Here is a 26,175-nt window from a genome sequence, read left to right on the forward strand (position 1 = left end):
TTGCACAACCGAAGTTGTGGCTCACTATGATTGACGAGATACCTTGTATCTCTTTTACGCTTGGCTTTTGTTCAGTTTTCAAAGGACTCGGTTGCGACTTCATGATCTTAACATAGCGAAGACCATTCAGTCAATTTGTTTTTCAATGAATCGCCAGTTCGTTGGCGACATGAAATAATATATCATGGCTACAGAAATCGGTCAACACTTTTTTTGAAATTTTTTTTGGGAATGATCTCCTTCTATTTACAGAAGCGCTTTAACGAGATCGGTTAACCTATGTTATACTATACTCGATTCGTTTTATTGAATGTAAGTTGCTATTTCAGATAAACACCAGGAGGGCAAGCAATGAAGCTAAAGTATACAAACAAAATCAACAAAATACGCACATTCGCACTAAGCTTAGTGTTTGTCGGGATCCTCATTATGTACGTCGGCATCTTCTTTAAAGAGCATCCAGTCATTATGGTCATCGCTATGATACTCGGTTTTCTAGCCGTTATCGCTAGTACAGTTGTCTATTTTTTTATTGGCCTTCTTTCGACGCGGGCGGTTCCTGTCATATGCCCGTCATGCGAAAAGCAAACAAAAGTACTCGGCCGTGTCGATGCGTGCATGCATTGCGATCAGCCACTAACGATGGACCGTTCACTTGAAGGAAAGGAATTTGACGAAGCTTATAACTCTCCCGCTTCCAAAAAGTCACAAACATAAAAACGGTATAGAAAGGAAAAGAGGAAAGAGCGCTGGCTATTTCCTCTTTTTTCTTTCCTATCAGGTGCCCTTAACGCGCTTTTTTGCAATCTGGGCATACGCCGTAAATTTCCATGCGATGATTGTCAACTTCAAAACCTGTCACATGCTCTGCAAGGGTTTCCACTTCATCTAGTCCAGGATAATGGAAGTCAACAATTTTACCGCATTGCGTGCAAATGACATGGTAATGGTTGCTTGTCACGCAATCAAAACGGCTTGAAGCGTCGCCATACGATAACTCTTTTACAATGCCAACTTCCTTAAAAACACGCAGATTGTTATATACAGTCGCTACGCTCATATTCGGGAAGCGCCCTTCTAATGCTTTATAAATTTCATCCGCTGTAGGGTGTGTCATTGATTCATACAAAAACTCCAAAATCGCGTGGCGCTGCGGTGTCATACGCACTCGTGTGCTTTTAAGCGCATCAATTGCTTCCGATAAGCCTCGATTAGCCATACTATGCGCCTCTCTTTCGGAAAACTATTCTTTCTTTATATTAATTATAAGTTGTAACTTGGCTTTAAGCAAGAGCAGGCAAAAATTTGCTGTTTAGATGCAAAAGAACCACCCTATATGGGCGGTTCTCAGACTAGAGGCAAACACCAAGCATCTGCTCATTCTATTCAGATTGCACTCTTCGCCTGACAAGCGTTTTTGATCGTGTTCATGTTTGTACGAACAACGGTGTTGCGTTTGCAGCTGGAACTAGAAAAGAGGTATAACGATGTGTTTTTTTATCTTTTCGCTGCCGCTTTGATTCAACATTTAAGCATGCATTTTTTAGAGCAGCTTGAAGCTGTTCCAAGTCCGATTCATGAACGCCAAACAAAAACGTTGTGCTGCCCTTTCTTAAAAAGCCGCCTGAACTAGAAAGTTCGGTCATCCGATACCCTTGTTTGCGCAAATCTTTTTCTACATCATCAGCGTAAAAATCATCAATAATGCATACTAACAGCTTCATCGTTTTGATCCCTCCCTTTAGTATCCTTTTTCAAAACAAACGATGTTTTTAAGATCCTCGTTGTTTATAAAGGCTTTTAAATTTTCCATAAAAATAACAAGAGCTCTTTTCATGTAATGGGATGTTGCTGCCGAAACATGAGGGGTAATCGTCACCGCCTTATCGTCCCACAAAGGTGAATCAAGGGGAAGCGGTTCTTCTGCAAAAACATCTAAATAAGCGTGATCAATTTGTTTTAATTTTAATGCATCGAGCAAATCCGTTTCAACTACGGATTTTCCTCTACCCAAATTAATAAATACTGTGTGCCCCTTAAGTTGCCTAAACGCCTCTTTATTCAAAATGCCATGCGTTTGTTCTGTATAAGGAAGGATGTTGATCAGAACATCAGCCTTCCTCAATGCTTTATCCCATTCTTCCATAGAAAATGTCTGCTCAAAATGTTTTTGCGGACGGCCATCTGTATTAACGCCAATTGTTCGCATACCAAACATGTTGGCCCGTTCAGCCGTTTTTGAAGCGATGGCGCCCGTGCCAAGAAAAACAGCTGTCATCCCAGTAAGTTCCTTCGGCTTGATGCTTTTATCCCATTGTTTGTTTTGTTGCAACATCCGATAACGAGTAGCGTGTTTTACATAATCAAGCATCGCCCAAATAGCGTGTTCGGACATCGGCTCAGCATGAATGCCTCTGCTATTGGTTACCAACACGCCTCTATCATGCAAAAGGCGCAGAGGCAACCCTTCAATGCCAGCTGACATGACGTGAATCCACTTAAGTAAAGACGCTTTGCTCACAAGCGATTCCGTAATATCGTCGCCAAACGTAACAAGAACATCCGCCGTTTTTAAAATTTGATCGCTAGGAACTCCTTTTTTATCAGGAAAATAAAAGGACGTATTTGCAAAAGAGTGTTTAAGTAGCTCTTGCCTTTCCTCTGTTTGTTTCATAAAGAAAACAACCGATGCGTTCTCACTCATCATTTTGTCCCTTAACAAAAGCGAGTACATCTTCAACATGGTTTTTCACTTTTACATTGCGCCATTCTTTGAGAACCGTAAAGTCTTTGCCAATTACAAACGTAGAGCGAACAATGCCCATGTACTCCTTGCCAAAGTTCTTTTTAAGCTGCCAAACTCCGTACGCTTTTGCAGCCTCCAAGTCCTCATCTGCCACAAGCGGATAAGGCAGACCATGTTTTTCGGCAAATTTGTCATGTTTGTCTGCCGGATCGGGGCTTACACCTAGTACGATCGCTCCCTCTTTTTTAAAGGCTTCAGTTTGGTCGCGAAAATCACACGCTTCCGTCGTGCAGCCAGGGGTCATATCTTTCGGGTAAAAATAAAGGACAATGTAAGAGCCTTTGTAATCAGACAAACGAATCGTCTTTCCGCCATTTGCCGGCAGTTCAAAATCAGGTGCTTTTTCTCCTTGTCGTACCATTCTATTACGCTCCTTTTCGATCAGTTACTCTCTCTTAAAAGATTAGCGGAATTGGCGAAATTCTTCAATGAAGAGATTTTTCTGTTGGCATATGCCCTTTTCTCTGACTTGCTATAGGACATATGCTATGATAAGCGGGAGAAGTTTATTAGCAGATGGAGGTCCTTATGAATCGCAAAACATCAGAATCCCTTTACCAGGAAGCTCAACATGTAATTGTAGGTGGTGTAAATAGCCCTTCTAGAGCCTACAAAGGAGTGGGCGGCGGCACGCCTGTTTTCATGGAAAGGGGAGAAGGTGCCTATTTTTATGATGTTGACGGCAACCGCTATATTGATTATTTAGCGGCATACGGCCCCATTATCACCGGTCACGCCCATCCAGTCATTACAAAAGCTATACAAGACCAGGCCGCCAAAGGCGTTCTTTTTGGCACGCCAACTCGGCTTGAAAATGAATTTGCACAGGAACTAACAAATGCCATTCCATCCCTTGAAAAAGTACGCTTTGTAAATTCGGGAACTGAAGCGGTCATGACGACGATTCGCGTCGCAAGAGCGTATACAGGCAAAGAAAAAATCATTAAATTTGCTGGATGCTACCATGGCCATTCTGATCTCGTTCTCGTAGCTGCTGGATCAGGCCCTTCTACACTCGGCACTCCAGACTCAGCTGGCGTTACAGCTGCAACGGCAAGTGAAGTCATTACCGTTCCCTTTAATGACATCGAGGCATTTAAAGAAGCGCTAGCCCATTGGGGAAGCGAAACAGCCGCTGTCCTTGTTGAACCAATCGTTGGCAATTTTGGCATTGTCGAACCTGAGCCAGGCTTTTTAGAAGCTGTTAATGACCTTGCTCATAGCGCCGGCGCTCTCGTGATCTATGATGAAGTCATTACGGCTTTCCGCTTTATGTATGGAGGCGCTCAAGACTACTTGAATGTGAAGCCAGATATGACCGCTCTAGGAAAAATTATTGGCGGCGGATTGCCAATTGGCGCATACGGCGGCCGGATGGATATTATGGAGCAAGTCGCTCCACTTGGACCCGCCTACCAAGCTGGGACAATGGCCGGAAACCCTGCATCCATGAGCGCAGGTATTGCTTGCCTCGAAGTCTTGCGAACAGAAGGCGTATACGAGAAACTCGATGAACTTGGGGCACGCCTTGAAGAAGGCCTCTATTTAGCGGCCGCAAAAGCGAATGTTCCGATTTCAATTAACCGGTTAAAAGGAGCGCTAACCGTTTATTTTACAGATGAGCCCGTCATTGATTATGAAGGAGCCAAACGTTCTAACGGCGATCAATTTAGCGTCTTTTTCAAAGCGATGTTAAATGAAGGAATTCACTTGGCGCCTTCCAAATACGAAGCTTGGTTTTTAACGATTGCCCATACCAAAAATGACATTGATGAAACAATTGAAGCTGCGTACCGTTCATTTAAAACAGTCGCTGCGGATTTCTATAGCTGATCAGCGCATGAAACAGCCGCGACTCAAATATACTAGAAAGGCCCAGAACGGAATGCCATGTTTTTAAACTGAGAAAGGACAATGCGATACATGAGACTAGGAGCTCGTATCTTGAAAACGGGGCTTGCAGTCGTACTTGCCCTTTATCTGGCCAATTGGCTCCAATTTAATCCACCGACATTTGCCGCGATTGCTGCCGCTTTCGCGATTCAGCCTTCGCTGTTTCGGACATTGCGGACTTTCAGCCACCAAGTGCAAGCCAATTTGATTGGCGCTATTATTGGTGTCATCTTTGTAATGACATTTGGGCATGCGCCTTTCGTAGTTGGTGTTGTAGTAATGCTTTCCATTGCGATCTTTATTAAATTAAAATTGGAGCCGGCTATTATTCCAACAGCAATTGTGACTGTGATCATCATCATGGAGAGCCCGTCCGATAATTTCCTAGAATTTGCAGCACAAAGGTTTATCCTTGTTTTGATAGGCATCCTTGCCGCTTTTCTTGTGAATTTAGCTTTTATACCGCCACGGTATGAGAACAAAGTTTACGACAAGCTGTCTTCCACGACAGACAGCTTGCTCGAGTGGCTAGAACTTGTTGCCCGCCGTGAGGCTGACTCGATTGCTTTGCGTGAAGACATGAAAGCGCAAAAAAACCATTTGGATAAAACAAATGACTTGTTTAATTTGTTCAGGGAAGAACGCAATTATTTTCGCTCGAAAACATTTAACCAACGCCGGAAAGTCGTCGTGTTTAGGCAAATGATTTCTACTAGCGAAAAAGCATACCGTGTCTTGGAAATGCTTGAGCATCGCTCTGAAGACTTTAGCAATCTCCCTGACCGTGTGAAAGGCAGAATCGAAGAGCAAATTACATCGTTGACCGATTACCACCGCCGCATTATTTTGCGTTACAACGGGAAGGTCAGCACCAATGCCCTTGAAGATTATGTGAACGAAATTGAAGAAGGGCAATCGACAATGACGAATCTGTTTGTTACTCTTTATGAAGAAGAAGCGTTTGACTTGGCTCAATGGCATTCTTTCCTGCCAGCAATTTCAGCCATTATTGAATACCAGCAAGAGTTGGAGCACCTTGATACGCTTGTCGAAAACCACCAAATCCACACAACTGAAGACGATGCAAATACGTAAAAAAACCGCCTTTTAGGCGGTTTTTCAGACTGTAGAAAAACGCTCGCATACTTCGTCGTTTGCCTCGGTCATATGCTCATGAACCCACGTTCTATTCGCATCTTCCCTCGCCTGCACTCCTCGTCTGACAAGCGTTTTCTATCAGCCTGATCCTTTACGCTTCCAATTCTTGGACGCTGTATAGTTTGTAATAGGAACCTTGCTTTTCCATTAATTCTTTATGAGTGCCTTGTTCGACTACTTTTCCGTCGTCTATGACCACAATCGTATCGGCATTCGTAATGGTCGACAAACGATGTGCAACGATAAACGTTGTCCGGTCTCGGGCCAGCTTTTCTAGTGCTTCTTGGATAAAATGTTCGCTTTCCAAATCGAGTGCTGACGTCGCTTCGTCAAAAACGAGAACAGGTGGGTTTTTTAAAAATACGCGGGCAATGGCAATGCGCTGCTTTTGCCCTCCAGATAGTTTGACTCCCCGTTCGCCAACTTCAGTATCATAGCCATTTTCCAGCTTGCAAATAAATTCATGGGCGTTGGCTGCTTTTGCTGCCTGAATGACTTCTTCATCTGTTGCATCAGGCTTTCCAATTTTGATGTTCGATTTTACGCTGTCGCTAAACAGGATATTATCTTGCAGTACCATGCCAATATTGTCGCGCAGACTTCTCACGACGAGGTCACGAATGTCTTTGCCGTCAATCAGAATCCGGCCTTTTGTAACATCGTAAAACCTCGGTATCAGGCTGACGAGCGTGCTTTTCCCTCCACCGCTCATGCCAACAAGGGCAACCGTCTGCCCAGCTGGAATGTTTAAATGGATATCTTGTAGTGCCGGGGCCGCTTCATTGTCGTAGGAAAAGGTCACATGTTCAAATGTCACAGCTCCTTTGACATCAGTCAACACATCTGCTCCTTCTTTGTCTGTAATATCGTATTTCTCATCAATAAACTCAAAAACGCGGTCCATCGAAGCAATGGACTGTGTTAACGTTGTCGATGAATTGACAAGCCGCCGTAACGGGCCGTATAGCCGTTCCATATAAAGGACAAAAGCACTCATGGCCCCGAGCTCTAAGCTGCCATTTAGCACAAACAGCGCCGATACAAACAGAACAAGAAGCGGGGCAATGTCCGTCACAGTATTGACGACGGCAAACGTTTTTGCGTTCCAAGCCGTATGATCAAGTGCTTTCGCTAAAAAGCGTTGGTTGCGAACAGCAAATTGCTTTTGTTCATAGTCTTCATTGGCAAAACTGCGGATGACATTCATCCCTTGGACGCGCTCATGCAAATGGCCTTGTACATCCGCAAGCGCTTGTGAACGAGTCCGCGTCAGCTTCCGCAAACGTTGGTAAAAATATTTAATCGAAAACCCGTAAAACGGAAACATCGAAATAGCAACAAGCGTCAACCATACGTTTAATTGGAGCATAATTGCAATCGCGATTAAAATCGTCGCCAAATCGAGCCATATGTTCATAAGGCCAGTGATCACAAAGTTTTTCGTTTGCTCGACGTCGTGGATGACCCGGGAAATGACTTCCCCCACTTTGCGGTTTGAGTAAAAGCGCAAACTCAGCTTTTGAATATGCGTGAACAAGTGGTCACGAATATCGTATAGTACTTTGTTGCCGATCCATTGGGCAAAATACTGCCTGTAGTATTCAATTGGCGGGCGCAAAACGATAAACAAAAACGCCATGCCGCCAATAATCCAATAAAGTTGTGAAGATTGTTCAGCAATAGACAACTCTTCATTGAGAAGAACATCGTCAATAATGTACATCATCGCAAGTGGAAATAACAGCGGGATGCCAAATTTCAGCAACCCAATTAAAATCGTTCCAATAATTTCTTTGCGGTATGGCTTTACAAACACCAAATACCTTTTGATTGTCTTCAAGTAAACCCCTTCTTTTTCTATAAAGAAAGCCTGAAGGCTCAGGCTCTTAGCGGTATTGCAAATACCGTTCGTACCAGTTTTCTACAAATTGGGGCGCAAACGGCCCTTTTCTCTGGTGGATCCACGATATAAGCTCGTCTACACTTTTTCGTAATATAACATCAAGTTCTGGCGGATACTTCATGAGCTTGCTATGCAGTTCGTATTCATCTTCATCGAGCAGCTTCATCGTCATATCCGGATACACTTTAATGTCCAAGTCATAATCAATATACTTCAACGCTTCTTCATCCCATGTAAAAGGCGTTCCAAGATTGCAGTAGTAATAAATGCCATCAGCGCGAAGCATGCAAATCATGTTGAACCATTGCTCGGCATCAAAATAACAAATCGCTGGTTCACGCGTCCGCCAATTTCTTCCGTCCGCTTCCCTGACAATGATGCGGTCATTTCCTGCTACTACGACTTTAGACGTTCCTTTCAACACAATCGTATCTTCCCAAATGCGGTGAAGCTTCCCATTATGCTTGTAGCTGTGTATCTGGATAGTGCTGCCTTCCTTAGGAAAGCTCATAGCGGGCTCCTTTCTCTCAATTTCCACACACGCAGACTCTTCTGCTATCCTTCACAATTTGAATGTACATCCTCTATTATACAAGGTTCAGGTCGTATTTAAAACGTTAAGGCTCGCAAAGGCAAAAGTAGCTTCGTTTTGACAAAAAAAGACACCCCTTAACCTAGTTGGCAAAGGGTGTCTTTTTGCGCCAAAGCGCTCGCGTTTCACAAATTATTGTTGGTTCTTTTTAGCTGCTGATTGAGCGTTTTGTTGTTTTACTTCTTGTACGTCTGTCTCGCTCGCAAATTCAGCATTGTATCCTTGTTCAGAAGCTTGGTTTTGCTTCTTTACTTGGTTTTTGTTTGTTTTTGATGCTTTGTCCATGGTTTATCACCTCCACGCTATATACTTTTCCCGTGGAGTTTTTTTCTATGCAAAAAAAAATAAAACGTTATGCCAGCAAGGAGATACCGCCATCCACGATAATCGTTTGGCCACGAATCATACTTGCTTCATCTGACAATAAAAACATGGCTGCTTTAGCAAGGTCCTTTGGTTCTACGATCCGCCCTGCAGGAGTTCGCTCTGCTGCATCCTTTAGCAATTCATCCCGGTTTGGAAAGTGTGTCAATGCATCTGTGTCCACTGCTCCACCCGAAACAGCATTGACGGCAATTCCTTTTGGCGCCAGTTCAACAGCCAAATAGCGCGTTAATGATTCTACAGCCGCTTTAGACACGCCAACGGTCGTATAATTCTCCAAATAACGGATGGCCCCTAAAGAACTTAGGCTGACAATTTTGCCGCCTCCGGTTTTTTCCATTCTTTTTGCCGCTTCTTGGGCACAAAATAGCAGTGCTTTGGCGTTAATGTCCATCGTCCAATCCCAATGGCTTTCTTCAAGCTCCATCAGCGGCCGTAACACACCAGAAGCTGCGTTGTTTACAAACACATCAAGACGCCCGAAAGTGTCGTCAATTTGTTCAAACATCGCTTTAATTTTTTCCTGCTTGCCAACATTGGCTTTGACAACAAGCACGTCCACGCCAAGTGCGCGAATTTCCGCTGCTGTTGTTTCTGCGTTCGAGCGGCTTCGTGCGTAATTGATTACGAGGTTATATCCTTCTTTTGCCAGGGAAATCGCGATTTCTTTTCCGATTCCGCGGCTGCTTCCTGTCACTAATGCCACTTTCTTTTCCATGTCTACACGCTCCTTGCTAAGTCAGTACGATTTATCCATTATAACGCATAGGCAGGCGCTCGAACAGCCAAACTACACGAAAGCACAGGAAAGGAGCATTTTAGTGTGTATGACGGCAGGGATTTAACCGAGTTGGAAGGCATTTCGCCACACATGTGGACAGACGAAGAACTTGCTTTTTTCCACCACGGAATGCAACAACTTAGTGCCTATTTGAATATCCAAGGAAATTCGCGCCACAACCAAATTTTAAAAGAAATTGAACGCCGGGGCGGCTTGCAAAAAGTAGACCAATCCTTTTCTTAACAGGGAGGTAATAAGATGGATAAACAATTGTATTACGTTAATTTAAATCCGATAAGTATGGACACAATTAGCAACGTGCGTGTAAATGACGGCCAATTAATTGAATACGAAATCGCCGCCACTGAAGAAGAGAAAAAGCAGTTTGAAGAATTGCTCAGGCAAGTCAATAAACACGATGTCGAGCTCGGCAACCTTTTCTCATTTAGACATTTTGACGAACGTGCCGGCGATGCCGATAAAAATGAATTTCAAGTTGGCATGAACGATGTATACGAACGCCTATACCAACTTGGCACCGAAGAAACAAAAGCCAAAATAAAAGAAATTAACTTGCTGAATGAAGACGACACAGAGCCTGGCATCTAAAAAACACACCGCGGTTTCGGCGGTGTGCTTTTCCTATATATTCGATTTTGACTGGCCGCCGTCTACCACTAGTGTAGCTCCAGTTACCCAGCTCGCTTTATCTGATCCTAAAAACACGACGACATCTGCTACTTCTTCTGGAGTTCCAAACCGACCGGCCGGAATGTCACGATTCACAAATTCGGTGATCCCCTCTGGATCGGCATCAAGGCGTTTTTGCCAATTTCCAGTCGGATGAAGTATCGAGCCCGGGGCTATGCTGTTGACGCGGATGCCTTGTTTTGCCGTCTCGTCAGCAAGAGCTTTTGTGAAACTAATAAGCGCCGCTTTTGCGCTATTATAAGTCGCTTTCCCACCTGATTCACGACCAAATATAGAAGAAATATTGATAATCGTTCCTCTCCCTGCCGATTTCATCGCTGGCAGTGCAAGCTTTGAGAAATGGACAGCAGAGAAATAATTAAGCTCGAACGCTTCATAAAACACATCCATCGCCGTTTCGGAAATTGCTCCGCCATTGCTGCCGCCTGCATTGTTAACCAATATGTCAATCGGTCCGATCGCTGCTGACGCCTCGGTAAACATTCGCTCACGCTCAGCCGCTTTGGTCACATCGCCGCTAATCGTTTGAATACCTGCTAGTAGTCCCTCTATGCCTTCTGTCACCCTTGCACAAACAGCCACTTTGGCTCCTTCTGCAGCAAAAGCGTTGGCAATTGCTTTGCCAATCCCTTTTGTTCCTCCTGTTACGAATACGCGTTTTCCCGTTAAGCCCAAATTCATAGCCATCCCTCCTCCAAACAATGATTCAACAATTTTTGCTGTGAAACTGGAAAGGCATACTGCTCTAGTTCTTCCGCTTTTATGATGCGGCAATTCGCCGGTAGTTCACCATTTCGATTCGCCATGCCTACGTACAACTCAATTTCCCAAATTAAATGGCTAAATATATGTTTCACTTGAAAATTAGCAGCACTGGGCTCCGCTTCTATATGGTATTTTTCAGCCAACTTTTGTTGGCGCTCCCCTGGATCAAACCGTCCTTCAAGCACAGGAAGCTGCCATAAGCCAGCTAATAGCCCCTTGTCTGGACGCTTTTCAATCAGCAGTTCGCCCTTTTCTGTTTTCAATAAAAACGATTCAAGCTCAATCGATTTTGCTTTTTTCTTTTTCATTTTTATCGGCAGCCGCTCTTGTTGTCCTCGTTCATAGGCGAGGCATTGCGTTCGCACGGGACAAAGCAGGCAGCCTGGCGAAGTCGGTGTACACACAAGAGCGCCTAGTTCCATTAATCCTTGGTTAAAACTTGATGGGTCGCTCTTGTCAATTAGTTCATATAAAATCGCTTCATGCTTTTTTCTCGTTTGCGGTTTGCCAATATCATCTTCCATGCAAAAAACGCGCGACAATACACGCATCACATTGCCGTCAACGGCAGGTTCTGCTTTTGCATAAGCAATACTTAAAATCGCACCGGCGGTATAGGGGCCGACTCCTTTTAATTGTTCGATTTCCTTGCGCGTATCGGGCACGACGCTGCCATAGTGTTCTACGACTTCCCTCACAGCGGCCTGCAAATTGCGGACACGGGAATAATAGCCAAGCCCTTCCCATACTTTCAATATCTCTTCCTCTTCAGCGTAAGCAAGATCTTCCATCTCAGGAAATTTACGCATGAATTGTTCATAGTAAGGAATAACCGTATCGACTCTTGTTTGTTGCAGCATAATTTCTGACACCCATATATGGTAGGGATCGTTCGATTCACGCCAAGGCAATTCCCGTTTATGAGCCTGATACCACTCGACTAGCTGGCGCCTAAAATCGCTGTATGATATGTTTTCATTGTATGTTTCTGTCACTCTTCTCACCTGATGTCCCTTTGACTTGACCTGAAAACCAAATGCCTTCATGATGAAGATACGCTTATTTTCCACTAACGTCGGGTATAACTATAGCATAAATTACTTTTAGGTACAGCCGCCAATTACGAAATTGTGCATGATTGGTTGCAAAAGGAGGATGCTCTCTTCGTATGGATACATCCACACATATTGTAATGGGTGCTGGACTGGCTGGGCTGGCGACACTTGATGCCCAGATTGCTTCATCGCCTTACATGATGACAGCCGTCCTAGCCACCACACTGGTTGCCTCCAATGCGCCAGATTTCGATACCGTTTTAAAATTAAAAAACAATGCAATTTACATCCGCCATCATCGCGGCATGACACATTCCATTCCAGCACTACTGCTTTGGCCCTTCATTATCTCTGGCGGAATGATGCTCTTCTTTCAAGATGCCCATTGGCCGACGATTCTTCTATGGGCTGCAATTTCCGTATTTTTACACGTATTTGTTGATATTTTCAATGCGTATGGCACACAGGCACTCTGGCCATTTTCGAATCGCTGGATCGCACTTGGTGTCATGAATATTTTTGACCCCGTCGTCTTTGGCGCCCATGTTGTCGGGATTTTATTATGGGCATTGGGCTTTCCCCCAGGTCCATCCTTTGTCGTTATTTATGTAGGATTGGTTTTATACTATGCATGGCGGATTAGTGAGAAGAGGGACGTTGTCAAGCGTGCAAGGCAACATCACCCAAATGCTACCCATATCTTTGTATCGCCGACAATTCGCTGGAACAAATGGCATCTTGTTATTCGGACACCTGATATGCTTTATGTAGCCCAATCAAAAAATAAAAAAATCACTTTCTTTGAACGTTATGCTTTTGACCCGATTCCAACTGATCCTGTCATGCAAGCAGCGTGCTCCGACAAAAATCTTGCTGCTTTCCTGTCTTTTTCGCCAACATACCGCTGGGAAATGGAGGCGACAACGGACGGCGGCTATGAAGTTCGTTTCTTCGATTTGCGCTATCGCAGCAAAGGCCATTACCCATTCGTAGCCATTGTGCAGCTCGATGCCGATCTAAACATTGTCACCTCATACACTGGGTGGGTTTACAGCGAAGAAGCACTGCAAAAAAAATTGAAAATCATTACGTAATTGGCTATCGCCCTTACACGATGGCAATAAAACTGGTTAGGTTTGCCACCGATAGCGCCTCGCCATCCCGGACATACTACAGTTAAGCCGATATGGCGAGGGGGTTTCACCGATGCGAAACAAAGCTAAAGGTTTCCCAAACCCGATTTCGTTCAACGGGAATAAAGCGAATAATGCCGATGAGCACGCGTCTAAGCGTCCTGACGGTACAACGCGCGACCACCCGCAAGAACGAATGAGATCGTCCAACCACTTTAACTCGCTTTAATTTTGGGAGGAATGCCTCATGGGAAAGGAAAACTCGCGTTTCTCACACAGTTTGTATACTGATCCGTTCATGTCACCGCGTGCCAATGCAAAGCACGCTTTCCACCAAGTGAATGGCGAAACCCAACAAAGCCAACACAATATTGTGCTTGAAGCGCAAATGCGCAAACGCACGTAAATGTGCGAAAAACGGGTCTCCTTTTTCGGAGACCCGTTTTTAATTTGCTAATTTTTTATCGCCTAACAATGAGATCGGCACCCCGACTAACTCGCGCTCACCAGCGCGGTAGCCCCAAGCGAAGCGACCATTTAAATAGGAGACTTCAAAAAAAGACTCCCCGTCAGTCATATGGTAAACTTGTCCTGGCTCAATCTCTGCCGGGTCCATTAAATACGCTTGCGCAAGTATTTTCCGGCGTTCATAGACGGCGTATTCATTGCTATTTCCTAGCTGCTCCGCTTTTTTTGCTTTTTCGTTTAACATCGCGATTTCCAGCTTTAATTCGTATTCGTCCATGTCGCTAAATCGTTTTTCCATTACGTCTCTTCCCCCTCCATTTCAGTTTGTAAAAAACGGTCAATCTTCGAAAGCGCGAACCCTTTCCGGTAAAGCGCCTGTTTTAATTTATAAGTCAGTTCCCGTCCATTGTATTTTTTTACATATGATTTTAAGAGCTTCTCCCCTTGGTACACAAGAGCTTCCCACTCATTGTCCTCGTTTGCTTCTCGGTTTGCAAGTGCTGCCTGAATGGCCTCATATTCAAACCCCTTAGCCAACAATTGGTGCGTTCGTTTCTGCTTTAATTGCTCATTTGATTCGCGCCGATTGACAGCACGCCTTTCCTGTTTATCTAACCATGCTGTTAACACGTCGATTTGCCACTTTATTTGATACGGCGAAAGCGCCTTCGCGATTGCCTCGGCGTCTACACCCTTTTGCAAGAGCTGTTGCCTTATTTTATTAGGGCCGATCAGCGTTTGTGCTGTTTTCGAACGGGCAAATGCTTCGGCAAAGGCGCGGTCGTCGATAAGCTTTTCCGCTTTTAAGGAGACAATCGTTTTTTCAATATGCTCGTCCAGACGGTCCTTTTCTTTTAAATAATCGCGTATTTCCTTTTCTGTGCGCATGCGATACGATAAATAATGAAGGGCAAGATGATGCGTTTTTTTTAGTTCGTCTGCTTCAATGAGCGCCTTCATCTCATTTTCGTCCAGTTCCAGCCCTTTTCTCAAGCCGTATTTTACTAAGATGGCTTCGTCCACACTAAACGCGAACCGTTCTGCTCCTGGCTTGCCGATAAAAACATTGTAGCGCTGTTTTGCTTTTTTTTGGACGGTAATTTTGGAAATCGTCGCCACGTAGGGACGCCTCCCTTCTTTGTAGTCAATAGGTGTGAATAACAGCATAAGCGGGTATCGTGTAGAACGAGTGACAGCCAAAGCGAAAAAGGGGATATGCTATGAAAATCGCTATAGCCGGTGGTACAGGGTTTATTGGTTCTAAACTAGCCAACCGCCTTTATGATGAAGGACATGATATTTACATTTTAACGCGGAACGCCAAAAATAAGCAAAACAAAAAACGCCTGACATTCGTGGAGTGGCTAAATCCAGCTGCCTCGCCACTCGAGCAACTCCAGGGCACAGAAGCATTTGTCAACCTTGCTGGCGAGCCGCTAATGGGCAGGTGGACAAAAAGCAAAAAAGCTCAGATTGTCGCTAGCAGGCTTGAGGCTACGAACGAAGTAGTGGCGTTCATCAGCAAGATGGAGCAAAAACCGAGCGTGCTTATTCAAGCTTCTGCTATCGGCTATTACGGCCATTCAGACTCCATTACATTTACGGAAGCAGACGGACCGGTTAACAACAACTTTCTAACAGAAGTAGCGAGAAAATGGGAAAATGCTGCTGTTCAAGCTGAAGCCTATGGGGTCCGTACCGTATTAACCCGGATTGGCATTGTTCTTGATAAACGGGAAGGCGCATTAGCCAAAATGATCATTCCATACAAACTTTATGCAGGCGGCAAAGTCGGTTCTGGCAGGCAATGGATGTCATGGATCCACATTGATGATGCCGTCGGTTTAATGGCTTTTGCGATCCAAACGAAGTCAATAAAAGGCCCGCTCAATGTAACAGCGCCCCATCCAGTGCGCATGCAGCACCTCAACCGCTCAGTCGCTAACGTTTTAGGAAAGCCTTATTGGCTACCAGCTCCCGCTTTCGCCATTAAAGTTGCCCTCGGAGAAATGAGCACATTGGTGCTAGATGGCGCATATGCTTACCCGAAAAAGGCAGTCATGCATGACTACCCTTTTATGTATACCAATATTGATGCTGCGCTCAAACAAGTGCTAACGTAAAAAAGCTTAGGTGTATGTGAACCTAAGCCTTTTTAATGGACGAGCACTTGTTCAAAGTAAATGTTTTTTTCATCAATTCCGATCTTGCGCAAAAACTCTTCAGCTTCTTTCAGCGTATCAAGCGGGTATTGCGTTTCGCAAAGCAGGGTGGCTCTCCGCAGGCTTTCCTGAAATTGCTTATTCAACGCCAAATCCCGCTTTACATTATACATGGCATTTAATACGCGCTCATCCCGTTCAAAACTGACGAACCCTTCCGTTTCGTTAAAATAGACAATGAGTGGCACATGCGTATGTGGATGAATGATGTGCGTTTTGTATAAGTTCAAGCGTGAAGCCCCCCTTGTTGGTGCATAGGCCACCGTTCTTCTTTATCGTATGGAAAACAAGCGCTTGCGGTCAACTATGAACGCCTAGTTTTACGTTTTTTTAGCCAAGGCTCTTAAGTGCTACCGGACTCCCGGCTCCAAAATGGCAAACGTCCCATTGTTTGCATTGATTTCCCCACGCGCCCCATAAGGCAGCAAACATTTCGGCTCGTTATGGCCGAAACTAGCATTGTAAAGGACAGGCAACTGCCCACAATTAAATTCAGCTAGCACTTTTTTTATGACATGCTTATATTCTTTATAAAATTGGCCATTTTGGGGTTTAGCAAACAGAATGCCGCTTAACCTTTCTAAAATTCCACACACCCCATATTGACGCAGACCGTCTTCAAGCAGCCACTCAGGCGCGTGTACTTCAGACGTTTCTAAAAACAAAATTGCTCCATCAAATTGGGAAGGAGCGGGAAACAAGGGCGTTCCTTTTAGAATTTCTAACACTTCAAAACAACCGCCGATTAACGGCCCTTGCACGACTCCCTCCCCTTGCACCACTTCATAATCATGATTAGGCTTATATGTACGACGCTTCTCTTTGTTGGCAACCGTCCATTCAAGCCATTCTCCTGTCCATTCGGGAGCCACTGGGATAGGGCCAACTGGAGTACCCGAGAACAATACCGTTTCAATCCATTTAACTGTGTAAGGGTGCATCCCACCATTCTCTGCAAAGTCATTGAGCACAGAAACGCCATAAAAGCTAGAAAGCCCGGCTTTCAAGCAAATAAGATGAGCAACTGTGCTATCCGAATAGCCGGTAAAAATTTTCGGGTTTGCGCGAATCAGTTCAAAATCGATGTAAGGGAGCATGCGAATGCTATCATTGCCGCCAATGCAGGAAATAATCGCTTTAATGGATGGCTCAGCAAAAGCGGCCATGAAATCTGCCGCTCGCTTTTCTGGATGGCGATATACTTCGTCAGGAGGGCTTAACGTATGGGGCATCTCTACCACCTCAAGACCGAACACTTCTTCAATCCGCCGCTTCCCTTGTTCATAACGCCAACGAATCTCCTTGTCTCCAGCTCCTCCCCAACTAAGGCTCACAGTTGCGACTTTATCCCCTTTTTGCAGTCTAGCAGGCTGTAAAAGTTTAAGCACGCCATTCCCTCCCTTTTTCGATTGCTCTTTTCATTTTCCTAGTGTAAACAAACAAGATTTTAACGTTTTTTATTTGAGAATCAGCTCAGTTACACTTTCGACTTGTGCCGTCCACGGGAACATATCGACAGGCTGGATGGATTGAATCGCATAGCCGCCAGCTTCAATAAGATGCTGTACGTCTTTGGCAAGAGTAGATGGATTGCATGAGACGTAGACAATTCGTTTCGGCTTCGCTTTTAGCATGCTTTTTAATAATTGGCGGTCACAGCCGCTGCGTGGAGGGTCTACCAAAATAACATCCGGTTTGAATCCTTGCTTTAGCCACAACGGCAGCCATTTTTCTGCAGGACCGACTTCATATACAGCATCGATTCCATGCTTTTTGGCATTGCTGCGTGCATTTTCAATCGCTTCTTCGGTAATATCCATGCCACGGACTTCTTCGGCTTGATCGCCAAGCCATTGGCCAATTGTACCGACACCGCAATAGGCGTCAACGAGCTTTTCTTTTCCCGTTAAATGGGCCGCCTTTTTCGCTTCATTGTACAATTTAACCGTTTGGCTCGGGTTTAATTGGAAAAAGGCCCGTGCCGATAGGTCAAAGCTGTATTCTCCAAGACGCTCATGGATCGTTTTTTCACCGTACAAATGAACGATTTTCTCGCCGAATATAAGCGACGTTTTCTCATGGTTGACGTTTTGCATAACGGACGTCACTTCAGGCAGTTTTTCCCGCACTTGTTTAATAAGCAGCTCTTTTTTCGGGAGTGCTTCGGTTCTTGTAATAAACACAAGTTGGATTTGCTTTGTTTCAAAGCCAATTCGAGTCACGATCGTCCGAATGTCACCGCTATGCGTTTTCTCATTATAAATAGGAATTTGCAAATCTCCGAGCAGCTGCTTAACAATTTTTGCCACCCGGTTCAGCTGCTTATGCTGCACCATGCAAGCGGACAAATCAATTAAATCATGGCTATTTTCCCGATACAGCCCTGCTGCCACTCTGCCGTCTTTTTGCTTGCGCGTTTGCAGCTGGCTTTTATTGCGGTAATACCAAGGGTTGTCCATGCCTATCGTATTTTTTAGCGGCAGCGTTGATTCTGGCACATTTGTGTAGCGGACAAACGCTTGGCGCACGATGTCCTTCTTGCCTTCCAATGTCGTCTCATAATTCATATGTTGCAGTTGGCAGCCGCCGCACTCTTCATAGATGGGGCACGGCGCTTTAACACGGTCATTTGATCGCTTGCGGATTTTCTTGATTTTCGCTTCTGAAAAAGAGCGCCCTGCCTTTGTCACTTCAGCGACAACTTCTTCCCCTGGCAAGGCGCCTTTTACAAAAACAACATGGCGTTTATAATAACCAACGCCTTCTCCATTAATGCCGATACGTTTGATCGTCAACGGAAACTTTTGCCCTTTGACTACAGACACGCCTTGGCTTGATCGAGAAGACGTTTTTTGTTTATTGTTCGTTTTCATCGTCTCACTCCTGTTAGTGGAGGCGGTCGCACTTTTGTTGATTGGCCAACTCGCTTCTTCCCTTAGTATAACAAAATCGACTGCTTTCCTAAACTTTCTAATCCATCTTGCCTGCAGTTCTGTTAGAATGGAGAAGGAATTTTGCATAAAGAGGGGTGAGAGGGTTGTCTATACCTACCGATATCGCATCGCTAAAAATAATGGCACATGTATACAAAAAAAAGGACGTTTACTCGATATTCGCTAAAACAGTGGAAAGCTTAGTCGACACCGTTCCATATATTGATTGGGTCGGTATTTATATGTATGAAAATCTCGGCCATAAGCTTGTTGCTGCCTCCTGCTTTGAAAATGATTTGCGCTGGGAATGCAACGGCGAATTAAAATTTCCCGTTAAAAATGCAAACAGTACGGAAATCGGCGTCATGGTCGTGCGCACGAAAGAAGCGATCGCCTTCGATGTGACAGATGTCGCAACGCTTGAAACGATTGCAAGTGCCATTGGCCATGAATATAGCCTCAATTAACGAAGAGACTGTCCCTATAGCCTCTAAATAAAAAGGGAACTGCCCTAGAAAATACAATCGGCAGTTTCCTTTGCGGGACATGCTTGTGCTCACTTCTTATGCCCTCTTTTAGTCAGTACTTCTCTTGCCATGATTGCTGCTATATCGACCTAGATACTCAAGCACTAGCTCTTTCAAATGTAGCTACAGCCCAAGCAAAGACTGTTTTTTTCGTTGAACGATCGCGCTCCCGTTAAGTTTACTGATCGTAGGGATTGGTATAAAAACAATGGATGGATTGATATAACGAAATGATGTATTTACGCTTTTTACTGTACTTCCTTATTGCAACGACGATGTTCTATTTTGTAAGTAGATATGTTGCCACTCAGGAAAGTGGTTCTTTTGAATTTATAGTAGGCAATTTTATCCGTGGTCTCATTATTGTTGTAACAGGTTATTTAGTGGCCATAAAGATGTTTAGAAATGAAAGGAATTAAGCCTAGCTCCAAAGCCAGACTTAATTCCTTTTGTGTTCCTATCAGCTTAGATGCGTTGGTACAAGCGTTTCGCCTTACGCCTCACAACAGTCTTGCTCACAGCAAAATCTCCATCGTCTTTTGTGTCCCCTCAAGCTGACTACCCGATTTGGGCTTTGCGTGGTACTGGTGCTTCTTCCTTTTGCAAACAGACTGTATCGCCTATCCGATAACGCTCATTTAGTGAGCCGTAAACCGTTACCGTTTCCTCCTCTAATTGAACAGCATATTGGATTTCCCTTCCTTGATAAAGCACATTCGCTATTGTTGCTTTAATCCCTCGTTGCTGATCGTTGAGTCGCCATTGGTCAGGGCGAACTGGATACGTTTGCTGTTGTTTAAACGCAGCAGCAATGTCTGTTCCATCCCAACGTAATGTAGGGTCAACGTCAGGATGAAAATCGTTGCCATTCCACTTTCCAGATAGAATTGTCGCTTTGCCGACAAATGTCGCGACATACGTGGTTTTAGGATAAAGGAAAATGTCTTCTGGCGTCCCTATTTGTTCAATTTCTCCTTCTTTCATAATGACAATTCTGTCTGCCATCGCCAATGCTTCCCCTTGGTCATGTGTGACATAAACGACGGAACTGTTTGTATGCCGGTGCACATTCTGAATTTCGCGGCGCATCTCTTCCCGCAGCTCGGCGTCCAAACTGCTTAGTGGTTCGTCCATAAGCAGAAGAGATGGCTGGTGGGCCATTGCCCGGGCGAGCGCAACCCGTTGTTTTTGTCCGCCAGACAGCTCATTTGGCATTCGTTTTCCTAAATGGCCAAGCCCTACAAGCTTTAAAACGTCAAGAGCCCGTTCTTTATAGTGCTTTTTCAGGTTAGCAGGCGTATGGGGATGATGGCGCAATGGGAATTCTACCTGCTCCTGTACACTCAAATGAGGCCACAACGCAAAAGATTGGAAGACCATGCCGATGTTCCGGCGTTCAGGTGGGACGACATGTTTTTTTGTGCTAACGCAAACCCCGTCCATGTAAATCTCCCCATCTGTTGGCCGTTCAAAACCAGCGATTAACCGAAGGAGTGTTGTTTTGCCGCAGCCTGACGGGCCAAGCACTGCCACAAATTCGCCAGCTTCAATCGATAAATCGATCGAGCGCAATGCTTCAAATGCGTCAAATGCTTTTCGTAAGCCTGTGATTTTCGTTGTCATATGTCCTTTATCCTCCTGTCTCGAACATGCTGAAGCATATACATACTGACCATTACAAGCAAAATGGCAGTGACAATGAGCATCGAAAAAGCGGTAGAATGAGTCGAGTACCCGGCTTGCTCAAAGTTAAAGATCATAAGCCCAATCGTTTCTGACCCGCTCGACCATAGCAATGAGGAGACAGTCAGTTCCGTTAACGCCGTCAAAAATACAAGGAACGCGCCACTTAAAACACCTGGCAGTAGCAAAGGCACTAACACGCGGCGCCACTTCGCCATTGACCGTGCTCCGAATAAGCTAGCCGCCTCTTCCATCGACGGATCGACTTGAACCATCGCTGTATAGCTGCCCCGGACTTGCAACACCATAAACCGAGTGATATAGGCAATAAACAAAATGCCAATCGTTCCATACACGCCTGGATTCCAGCCAGGAATCGGCTCGAGCCACATAAAAATCATTGCCAGAGCAAGCACCATTCCTGGTAGTGCATATGGGAGGCCGACAAATACTTCAAGCGCCCGATTAAGTACATTTGGGTGACGGGCACGCATATAGGCGAGTCCAGTGCCGACGAATAGGCAAATCGCCATTGTGCCTGCTGCTAAAAGCAAGCTGTTGCCAATCGCGCCTTGGACACGGTCATTCTCAAACAAAATAAAACGGTAATGATCAAGCGTGAGATGATCCGCTGAAAACGGCAAGCCATATGCCTTGACCAAAGACGATTGCAACATAGAAGCAATCGGAACAACTGTGATCATCAACAAAAATGCCCATAAAGAGAGTTCAACTGGCAGGCGTAGCCGCCCGAGCTGGTAGCGGGGCTCATGGTCTTGTTGGATCGTTTCGGTTTGCTTTGCTTTGCGCACAAGCCACCATTGCGCAAATGTGCCAAGTAACGCAACAGCAGCTAAAATGACTGAGAGCGTTGCCGCCCGTGCAAAAGCAGACGGTCCAAATCCAACCACTTCTTGGTAAATGGCTGTGCTGAGCACTGTAATTTGCGCCGGGATGCCGAGAAACGCCGGGATGCCGAAGTTGTCTAAATTGGCGATAAAGGCAAGCAGGCCACCACCGGCAAGTCCTGGAAGCGCAAGAGGAAAGGTTACTTGTTTGAATACATGCCAACTGCTTGCCCCACTTGCCCGTGCAGCCCATTCCATTTCACGGGGAATTTTTCGCAGCACACCTACTGTAAATAAGAAAACAAGTGGAAAATGGGACAAAGCAAGTGTAAAGATGATGCCTTCCATCGAATACATTTGCAACGGTTCGAGTGAGAAAGGAAGGAGCTGAAGCAACGATGCCACCCAGCCGTTGCTGCTCATAAGCTGTGTCCATGATAATGTCAAAATGTAGGACGGAATAATAAAAGGGACTAAAATCATCAGTTGCAGTAATTTTTTTAAGCGAATGTCGCTATAAGCAACCAGCCAGGCAAAAACCAATCCTAACGCGAGCGCGAGCGTTGTCGCCCCCGCTACCATCACAACGGTATTGCCAAAAATCGTCCATGTTCGTGGTTCAGAAAAGATTTGCGTATAATAGGATAATGTTAGCTGGCCTTCCTGTAAAAAACTAAGCAAAAACAGTCGGATAACCGGTAGCACAAACAAGCAAAAAATGACCAATGCAAGTACCCACGCCAGCAGGCGTCGCTTCTGAAAAAAAGCAAAGCGTTTATGAGCTCCATCTAGTTGTACGCCCACTTTATTCCCCCCTGTCAATCATGTCGTTCATTTAATGGGCTCCAAAAATAGATTGAAATTGTTCTTTATCTTCTTCTCGCCCTTCCAACAAATCGGCAAGATCGGTTGATAACACATGGAGTTCGTCCCCTCCCTTGAGTCCAGCTGGTGCGTCTATCCCTTCACGAATCGGCGTGTAGCCAACGTCTTTGCCTAGCTGTTGCCCTTCTTCAGAAAGGACAAAATCGACAAATGCTTTCGCTGCCCCTTCATTTTTGCTGTTTTTTGTTATCGCAATCGGCTCCGTAATGACTGGCACGCCTTCTTCTGGATAAACAAAATCAATCGGAGACCCTTGTTCTTTCGCATTGGCTACGACAAAATCAACGACCATTCCATAAGAAGCCTCGCCGCCCGCTACTGCTTGAACCACACCGCCATTTCCTTGAACGACTGTTGTTTCATTTTCATAAAGCTTCTCATAAAACGACCAGCCAAAATCGTCGTTTCGGCTAAATACACCTGCGTTGTATGCAGCCGCGCCTGAATAAAGGGGGCTTGGCATTGTCAGTTCCCCTTTGGCATTGTCTGCGGTTAACTCGAACCAAGATGTTGGCGCCTCCTCTACTAAATCGGTGTTATAAGCGAGCACAGTCGCCATTAGCTTTGTGCCGATATACATATAGTCTTGATCAACAAAATCAGCAGGGATGTGGGCAAGCTCCGGGGACTCGTATGGCAACAGCAAGTCTTTCTCTTTTAAGTTTTCGAACGTCACTGCATCCGCCAGCAAAAGCACGTCCGCTTGTACCGAGCCCGCCTCCTCTTCCGCCAACAAGCGGCTGACAACTTCTTCTGTCCCAGAACGGAAAATCGTGACGTCGACATCAGGATACTGTTCACGAAAGCCAGCGACAAGCGCCTCAGCATCGGCATCTGGCTGGGATGTATAAAACGAAAGCGTTCCAGCAATTGCATCCGTTCCTTCCGCCTGTTCCGTTTCATTTGTTTCAGATGTTTCTGCCGCGGAATTCACTTGCTCTTGGACATTTTCTGCTCCGCATCCTGCCAAACTAACAGCACTAAAGACCAATAAAGCAAATGGGACCATTCGTTTTTTTTCTATCATTGGATGATACCTCCTGTATGTTCCTGTGGTTGCACGAACAATCGTTCAATCCGTTGAATTTCTTTTTTGTTAACCCGTTTATGTTCAATTGGTGTAATCGTAATATAGCCCTCACGCAGCTTAGCGTAGTCGCTTTCCTCTGCTAATTCTTCTTGCTTTAGTTGGTTCAAGTGATCTTTTAGCCAGTAATACACGTTCCCGTGTGGGTCATTTAAGCCAACATACCGGTAGCGTGTAACCGCCAAGTCCATCGGTACAACAGCAAAGCCTTTTATAAAGCTTTTTTGCAAATACGGCAAATTAATGTTTAAAAACAGGCCTGGTTTCCATTTTCGTTGGAACAACACTTCTAGCACGCCGTAAAATAATTCTTTCGGATAGTGCAATTTGATTGGTTCGTCAAGCTTATTAATCGAAACGGATACGGCAGGAACATGGTGGAGGACCGATTCAGCTGCGCCTGCCATTGTGCCAGAATAAAATAGATCACGGCCTAGGTTAGGGCCAATGTTCATGCCTGAAAAAACAAAATCCGGCTTAGCATCACACAATACTTCTAGCCCCAACTTAACACAATCGGCTGTCGTTCCGTTCACCGCATAAGCGGGTACAGTCTGTCCAAAAATCGACACAGGCGTCGCCTTAATCGGCTGCCTGAGTGTAATCGAATGGCTAATCGCGCTCCGTTCTTGATCAGGGCATACAACCAATACATCGCCAAAATGTTGCAACGTCTCAATTAAAGCCTGTACGCCTGGCGCAAAAATACCGTCATCGTTGGTAACCAGAAACTTCATACAACCCCTCTTTCTGCTTTTGTCGAACACCTTCCAAATAGTGAAGGTGACAGAGCAGCTTGCGATTTGATAAAGTATCCATGCCTTCAAGCACAACAGGAATGGTGGCCTCTTCCAATAAAGCGAGAATCGGCCCCAGCTGAATGTCCCCTTCCCCAAGCGCCAAATGGTAAGCCGAACTGGAAGAGTCACTTAAATGAACTTTGCTAATTTGCTTTGTTGCTAGGTACGCTTCAACCACATCCATGTGCAACGGAATATGGGCAACATCAAATGTTACTGAAAAACGTCCCTTGACTGCTTCAAGCAACGTATTCATTTCGTCTGGCGTTGTAATCAACTCTTTTCCTTTTGGCTCCATCAATTCTAGCGATAACAAAACCCCATACTGCTCCGCTAGTTTAATTAACGTCTCTGTAACAGCGATTTGCTGTTCTTGGTGCCATTCAAGCCATCCGCCATCTACACTTAACCGCCCAGGATGGACAGTGACATTGCTTGCCCCTAGTTTTGCTGCCGTTTCAAAAGACCGCTCCAACTCCCGCAACGACTGCTCACGAATGCCTTTGTTAATCGATATTTGATTCAAATCCCAACTCGGGGCATGAAACGTGTATGCGAGCGGCAAATCCCGTTGAGCCCGTTCAACCTCGAAGACGCTCGTCCCGTGCCAGTTCATCTGTTCTGCCCAAATCTCAGCGCCATAGAGCCCAAGTTTCGCAAATTCAGCCAGCACTTCTGGAATCGGCTTGGACCAAAGAAGCGTGGTTGACGCATATACATTCATGTATAATTCTCCTTTTTACTCGTGTCCTTTTTATCTCACTACTTTTTTCAAATGCATGGGCAAGTCAATGATCCGCCCCACCCCTTTCGGCTATTTATTTACAGTGTAGCAGCATGATTTCAAGAGAGATTTAAACAAAGCTATCCATTATCTAAATCTTTTGTAAAGAATCCCGTGTTTGAACAGGAATAACAGAAAACCGTGTAAATCGGATTTATCCTTGGGTTCACCTTGAAACGTTGCGCAAAATTGTAAACATTCTGTTGTGATTTAATCAAACATTCATATTTGCAGCCCGTGAAAGCATGCTTGTTGCATTCAAAATCAATTTGACGTATAGTTAATTACGGACTCAATCGATCTGGAATCACGGCAAAATTGGAGGCGGCTGTAGCAATGAAATATTCAAAGGCAACGAACTATGCACTGCATACAATGGCTTTTTTGACGCTAAATGAAAAAAACGAAGCGATTGGCGTTGAACAGTTGGCGAAGATGCAAAATCTCTCGCCTACGTATCTGTCAAAAATTTTAACTAAGCTGGTTAAAGCCGGGTTAATCGAATCAACGCCTGGTGTAAAAGGCGGCTACCGTCTTTTAAAACGCCAGAAGGAAACGTCTTTTCTTGATGTGATCCAAGCAATTGAAGGTCAAACGAGCTTGTTTCATTGTTCGCTCGACCACAAAGAGCTCCCACACAATCATGGTTGTTTGATTGAGCAAGTCATGATGAACGCCGAGGCAAAAATGAAAGCGGATCTCGATGCCACTTACATTGCAGACATCGCCAGACAAATGAAAGAAAAAAGGGCCTAGT

The 26,175-nt window shown here is 45.0% G+C and carries 31 protein-coding genes; 11 read left to right on the forward strand and 20 right to left on the reverse strand.

Annotation, left to right across the window (positions count from 1 at the left end; genetic code table 11):
- The first annotated feature begins 351 nt into the window (after positions 1-351).
- Entirely contained in the window at positions 352-717 is a 366-nt protein-coding gene (locus tag BUC05_RS11800) for a YgzB family protein (RefSeq protein ID WP_011246174.1), read from the forward strand.
- A gap of 70 nt (positions 718-787) precedes the next feature.
- On the opposite strand, the gene perR is transcribed toward BUC05_RS11800, so the two are convergent.
- The 4 genes from perR to bcp form a co-directional block, all read right to left on the reverse strand.
- Positions 788-1,219 (reverse strand): peroxide-responsive transcriptional repressor PerR, encoded by a 432-nt coding sequence (gene perR, locus BUC05_RS11805; RefSeq protein ID WP_011246173.1) that lies wholly within the window; start codon positions 1,217-1,219, stop codon positions 788-790.
- 208 nt (positions 1,220-1,427) lie between these two features.
- Positions 1,428-1,724 (reverse strand): cyclic-di-AMP receptor, encoded by a 297-nt coding sequence (locus BUC05_RS11810; protein WP_011246172.1) that lies wholly within the window; start codon positions 1,722-1,724, stop codon positions 1,428-1,430.
- A gap of 17 nt (positions 1,725-1,741) precedes the next feature.
- Positions 1,742-2,704, reverse strand: a complete 963-nt coding sequence (locus BUC05_RS11815; protein WP_035206008.1) for a D-2-hydroxyacid dehydrogenase — start codon at positions 2,702-2,704, stop codon at positions 1,742-1,744.
- Positions 2,697-3,167 (reverse strand): thioredoxin-dependent thiol peroxidase, encoded by a 471-nt coding sequence (bcp, locus tag BUC05_RS11820; RefSeq protein ID WP_035206010.1) that lies wholly within the window; start codon positions 3,165-3,167, stop codon positions 2,697-2,699. Before bcp ends, BUC05_RS11815 begins: the two co-directional genes overlap by 8 nt.
- A 167-nt stretch (positions 3,168-3,334) precedes the next feature.
- Between bcp and BUC05_RS11825 the strand changes: the two genes are divergently transcribed.
- Positions 3,335-4,639 carry a glutamate-1-semialdehyde 2,1-aminomutase gene (locus BUC05_RS11825; RefSeq protein ID WP_035206011.1) on the forward strand — a complete coding sequence of 435 codons (1,305 nt, stop codon included), beginning with the start codon at positions 3,335-3,337 and terminating at the stop codon, positions 4,637-4,639.
- Positions 4,640-4,729: 90 nt separating this feature from the next.
- Positions 4,730-5,794 (forward strand): aromatic acid exporter family protein, encoded by a 1,065-nt coding sequence (locus BUC05_RS11830; RefSeq protein ID WP_073304756.1) that lies wholly within the window; start codon positions 4,730-4,732, stop codon positions 5,792-5,794.
- Positions 5,795-5,948: 154 nt separating this feature from the next.
- Here BUC05_RS11830 and BUC05_RS11835 read toward each other — a convergent pair whose 3' ends face one another.
- The 4 genes from BUC05_RS11835 to fabL form a co-directional block, all read right to left on the reverse strand.
- Positions 5,949-7,697: an ABC transporter ATP-binding protein gene (locus BUC05_RS11835; RefSeq protein WP_073304758.1), complete on the reverse strand. Its 1,749-nt coding sequence runs from the start codon at positions 7,695-7,697 to the stop codon at positions 5,949-5,951.
- A 46-nt stretch (positions 7,698-7,743) separates the two neighbouring features.
- The gene (gene ntdP / locus BUC05_RS11840) at positions 7,744-8,271 is read right to left on the reverse strand and encodes a nucleoside tri-diphosphate phosphatase (protein WP_011246166.1); all 528 of its coding nucleotides are present in this window, start codon (positions 8,269-8,271) and stop codon (positions 7,744-7,746) included.
- A gap of 213 nt (positions 8,272-8,484) precedes the next feature.
- Positions 8,485-8,637, reverse strand: a complete 153-nt coding sequence (locus BUC05_RS11845) for a gamma-type small acid-soluble spore protein (protein ID WP_011246165.1) — start codon at positions 8,635-8,637, stop codon at positions 8,485-8,487.
- A 67-nt stretch (positions 8,638-8,704) separates the two neighbouring features.
- Positions 8,705-9,454 carry an enoyl-[acyl-carrier-protein] reductase FabL gene (fabL, locus tag BUC05_RS11850; protein ID WP_073304760.1) on the reverse strand — a complete coding sequence of 250 codons (750 nt, stop codon included), beginning with the start codon at positions 9,452-9,454 and terminating at the stop codon, positions 8,705-8,707.
- A gap of 105 nt (positions 9,455-9,559) precedes the next feature.
- On the opposite strand from fabL, the gene BUC05_RS11855 reads away from it, so the two are divergent.
- Both BUC05_RS11855 and BUC05_RS11860 read left to right on the forward strand, forming a co-directional pair.
- Positions 9,560-9,760, forward strand: a complete 201-nt coding sequence (locus tag BUC05_RS11855; protein ID WP_011246163.1) for a hypothetical protein — start codon at positions 9,560-9,562, stop codon at positions 9,758-9,760.
- A gap of 15 nt (positions 9,761-9,775) precedes the next feature.
- Positions 9,776-10,126: a hypothetical protein gene (locus BUC05_RS11860; RefSeq protein ID WP_073304762.1), complete on the forward strand. Its 351-nt coding sequence runs from the start codon at positions 9,776-9,778 to the stop codon at positions 10,124-10,126.
- A 33-nt stretch (positions 10,127-10,159) separates the two neighbouring features.
- On the opposite strand, the gene BUC05_RS11865 is transcribed toward BUC05_RS11860, so the two are convergent.
- Together BUC05_RS11865 and mutY are read right to left on the reverse strand one after the other, a co-directional pair.
- Positions 10,160-10,909 (reverse strand): SDR family NAD(P)-dependent oxidoreductase, encoded by a 750-nt coding sequence (locus BUC05_RS11865; protein ID WP_073304763.1) that lies wholly within the window; start codon positions 10,907-10,909, stop codon positions 10,160-10,162.
- On the reverse strand, positions 10,906-12,039 hold the full coding sequence (mutY, locus tag BUC05_RS11870) for an A/G-specific adenine glycosylase (protein WP_438826983.1): 1,134 nt from the start codon (positions 12,037-12,039) through the stop codon (positions 10,906-10,908). The genes BUC05_RS11865 and mutY overlap by 4 nt, the downstream gene beginning before the upstream one ends.
- A gap of 122 nt (positions 12,040-12,161) precedes the next feature.
- Here mutY and BUC05_RS11875 point away from each other — a divergent pair, with 122 nt between their 5' ends.
- From BUC05_RS11875 to BUC05_RS11885, 3 genes are all read left to right on the forward strand, one after another.
- Positions 12,162-13,142, forward strand: coding sequence for a metal-dependent hydrolase (locus tag BUC05_RS11875; RefSeq protein ID WP_073304767.1), 981 nt, complete (start codon positions 12,162-12,164; stop codon positions 13,140-13,142).
- 112 nt (positions 13,143-13,254) lie between these two features.
- Complete coding sequence (gene sspK, locus BUC05_RS11880; protein ID WP_062749959.1) at positions 13,255-13,410, forward strand: small, acid-soluble spore protein K; 156 nt, start codon at positions 13,255-13,257, stop codon at positions 13,408-13,410.
- 18 nt (positions 13,411-13,428) lie between these two features.
- A complete protein-coding gene (locus BUC05_RS11885; protein WP_011246157.1) occupies positions 13,429-13,587 on the forward strand; it encodes a YpzG family protein in 159 nt (52 codons plus the stop codon).
- A gap of 39 nt (positions 13,588-13,626) precedes the next feature.
- Here BUC05_RS11885 and BUC05_RS11890 read toward each other — a convergent pair whose 3' ends face one another.
- Complete coding sequence (locus BUC05_RS11890; RefSeq protein WP_073304769.1) at positions 13,627-13,947, reverse strand: YfhH family protein; 321 nt, start codon at positions 13,945-13,947, stop codon at positions 13,627-13,629.
- Entirely contained in the window at positions 13,947-14,768 is an 822-nt protein-coding gene (recX, locus tag BUC05_RS11895; protein ID WP_073304771.1) for a recombination regulator RecX, read from the reverse strand. Before recX ends, BUC05_RS11890 begins: the two co-directional genes overlap by 1 nt.
- A 101-nt stretch (positions 14,769-14,869) precedes the next feature.
- Here recX and BUC05_RS11900 point away from each other — a divergent pair, with 101 nt between their 5' ends.
- Positions 14,870-15,772 (forward strand): TIGR01777 family oxidoreductase, encoded by a 903-nt coding sequence (locus tag BUC05_RS11900; RefSeq protein WP_011246154.1) that lies wholly within the window; start codon positions 14,870-14,872, stop codon positions 15,770-15,772.
- A gap of 32 nt (positions 15,773-15,804) precedes the next feature.
- Here the strand turns inward: BUC05_RS11900 and BUC05_RS11905 are convergent, their stop codons facing one another.
- From BUC05_RS11905 to rlmD, 3 genes are all read right to left on the reverse strand, one after another.
- The gene (locus BUC05_RS11905; RefSeq protein WP_011246153.1) at positions 15,805-16,101 is read right to left on the reverse strand and encodes a hypothetical protein; all 297 of its coding nucleotides are present in this window, start codon (positions 16,099-16,101) and stop codon (positions 15,805-15,807) included.
- A gap of 120 nt (positions 16,102-16,221) precedes the next feature.
- Positions 16,222-17,259, reverse strand: a complete 1,038-nt coding sequence (locus BUC05_RS11910; RefSeq protein WP_073304773.1) for a S66 family peptidase — start codon at positions 17,257-17,259, stop codon at positions 16,222-16,224.
- 69 nt (positions 17,260-17,328) lie between these two features.
- Positions 17,329-18,744, reverse strand: coding sequence for a 23S rRNA (uracil(1939)-C(5))-methyltransferase RlmD (gene rlmD / locus BUC05_RS11915; RefSeq protein WP_073304775.1), 1,416 nt, complete (start codon positions 18,742-18,744; stop codon positions 17,329-17,331).
- 155 nt (positions 18,745-18,899) lie between these two features.
- On the opposite strand from rlmD, the gene BUC05_RS11920 reads away from it, so the two are divergent.
- A complete protein-coding gene (locus BUC05_RS11920; RefSeq protein WP_368037981.1) occupies positions 18,900-19,271 on the forward strand; it encodes a GAF domain-containing protein in 372 nt (123 codons plus the stop codon).
- A 618-nt stretch (positions 19,272-19,889) separates the two neighbouring features.
- Here the strand turns inward: BUC05_RS11920 and BUC05_RS11925 are convergent.
- The 5 genes from BUC05_RS11925 to BUC05_RS11945 are packed head-to-tail and all read right to left on the reverse strand — an operon-like array spanning position 19,890 to position 25,358.
- Positions 19,890-20,954: an ABC transporter ATP-binding protein gene (locus BUC05_RS11925; RefSeq protein ID WP_073304779.1), complete on the reverse strand. Its 1,065-nt coding sequence runs from the start codon at positions 20,952-20,954 to the stop codon at positions 19,890-19,892.
- Positions 20,951-22,666 carry an ABC transporter permease gene (locus BUC05_RS11930; protein ID WP_244153301.1) on the reverse strand — a complete coding sequence of 572 codons (1,716 nt, stop codon included), beginning with the start codon at positions 22,664-22,666 and terminating at the stop codon, positions 20,951-20,953. The genes BUC05_RS11925 and BUC05_RS11930 overlap by 4 nt, the downstream gene beginning before the upstream one ends.
- A 31-nt stretch (positions 22,667-22,697) precedes the next feature.
- Complete coding sequence (locus BUC05_RS11935) at positions 22,698-23,774, reverse strand: ABC transporter substrate-binding protein (protein ID WP_084140047.1); 1,077 nt, start codon at positions 23,772-23,774, stop codon at positions 22,698-22,700.
- The gene (surE, locus tag BUC05_RS11940) at positions 23,771-24,571 is read right to left on the reverse strand and encodes a 5'/3'-nucleotidase SurE (RefSeq protein ID WP_073304783.1); all 801 of its coding nucleotides are present in this window, start codon (positions 24,569-24,571) and stop codon (positions 23,771-23,773) included. The genes BUC05_RS11935 and surE overlap by 4 nt, the downstream gene beginning before the upstream one ends.
- A complete protein-coding gene (locus BUC05_RS11945; protein WP_073304785.1) occupies positions 24,546-25,358 on the reverse strand; it encodes a sugar phosphate isomerase/epimerase family protein in 813 nt (270 codons plus the stop codon). The genes surE and BUC05_RS11945 overlap by 26 nt, the downstream gene beginning before the upstream one ends.
- Positions 25,359-25,754: 396 nt before the next feature.
- On the opposite strand from BUC05_RS11945, the gene BUC05_RS11950 reads away from it, so the two are divergent.
- Positions 25,755-26,174: an Rrf2 family transcriptional regulator gene (locus BUC05_RS11950; RefSeq protein WP_073304787.1), complete on the forward strand. Its 420-nt coding sequence runs from the start codon at positions 25,755-25,757 to the stop codon at positions 26,172-26,174.
- Position 26,175: the final 1 nt, after the last annotated feature.

Source organism: Shouchella rhizosphaerae (genome assembly GCF_900142675.1).
Lineage (GTDB): Bacteria > Bacillota > Bacilli > Bacillales > Bacillaceae_D > Shouchella > Shouchella rhizosphaerae.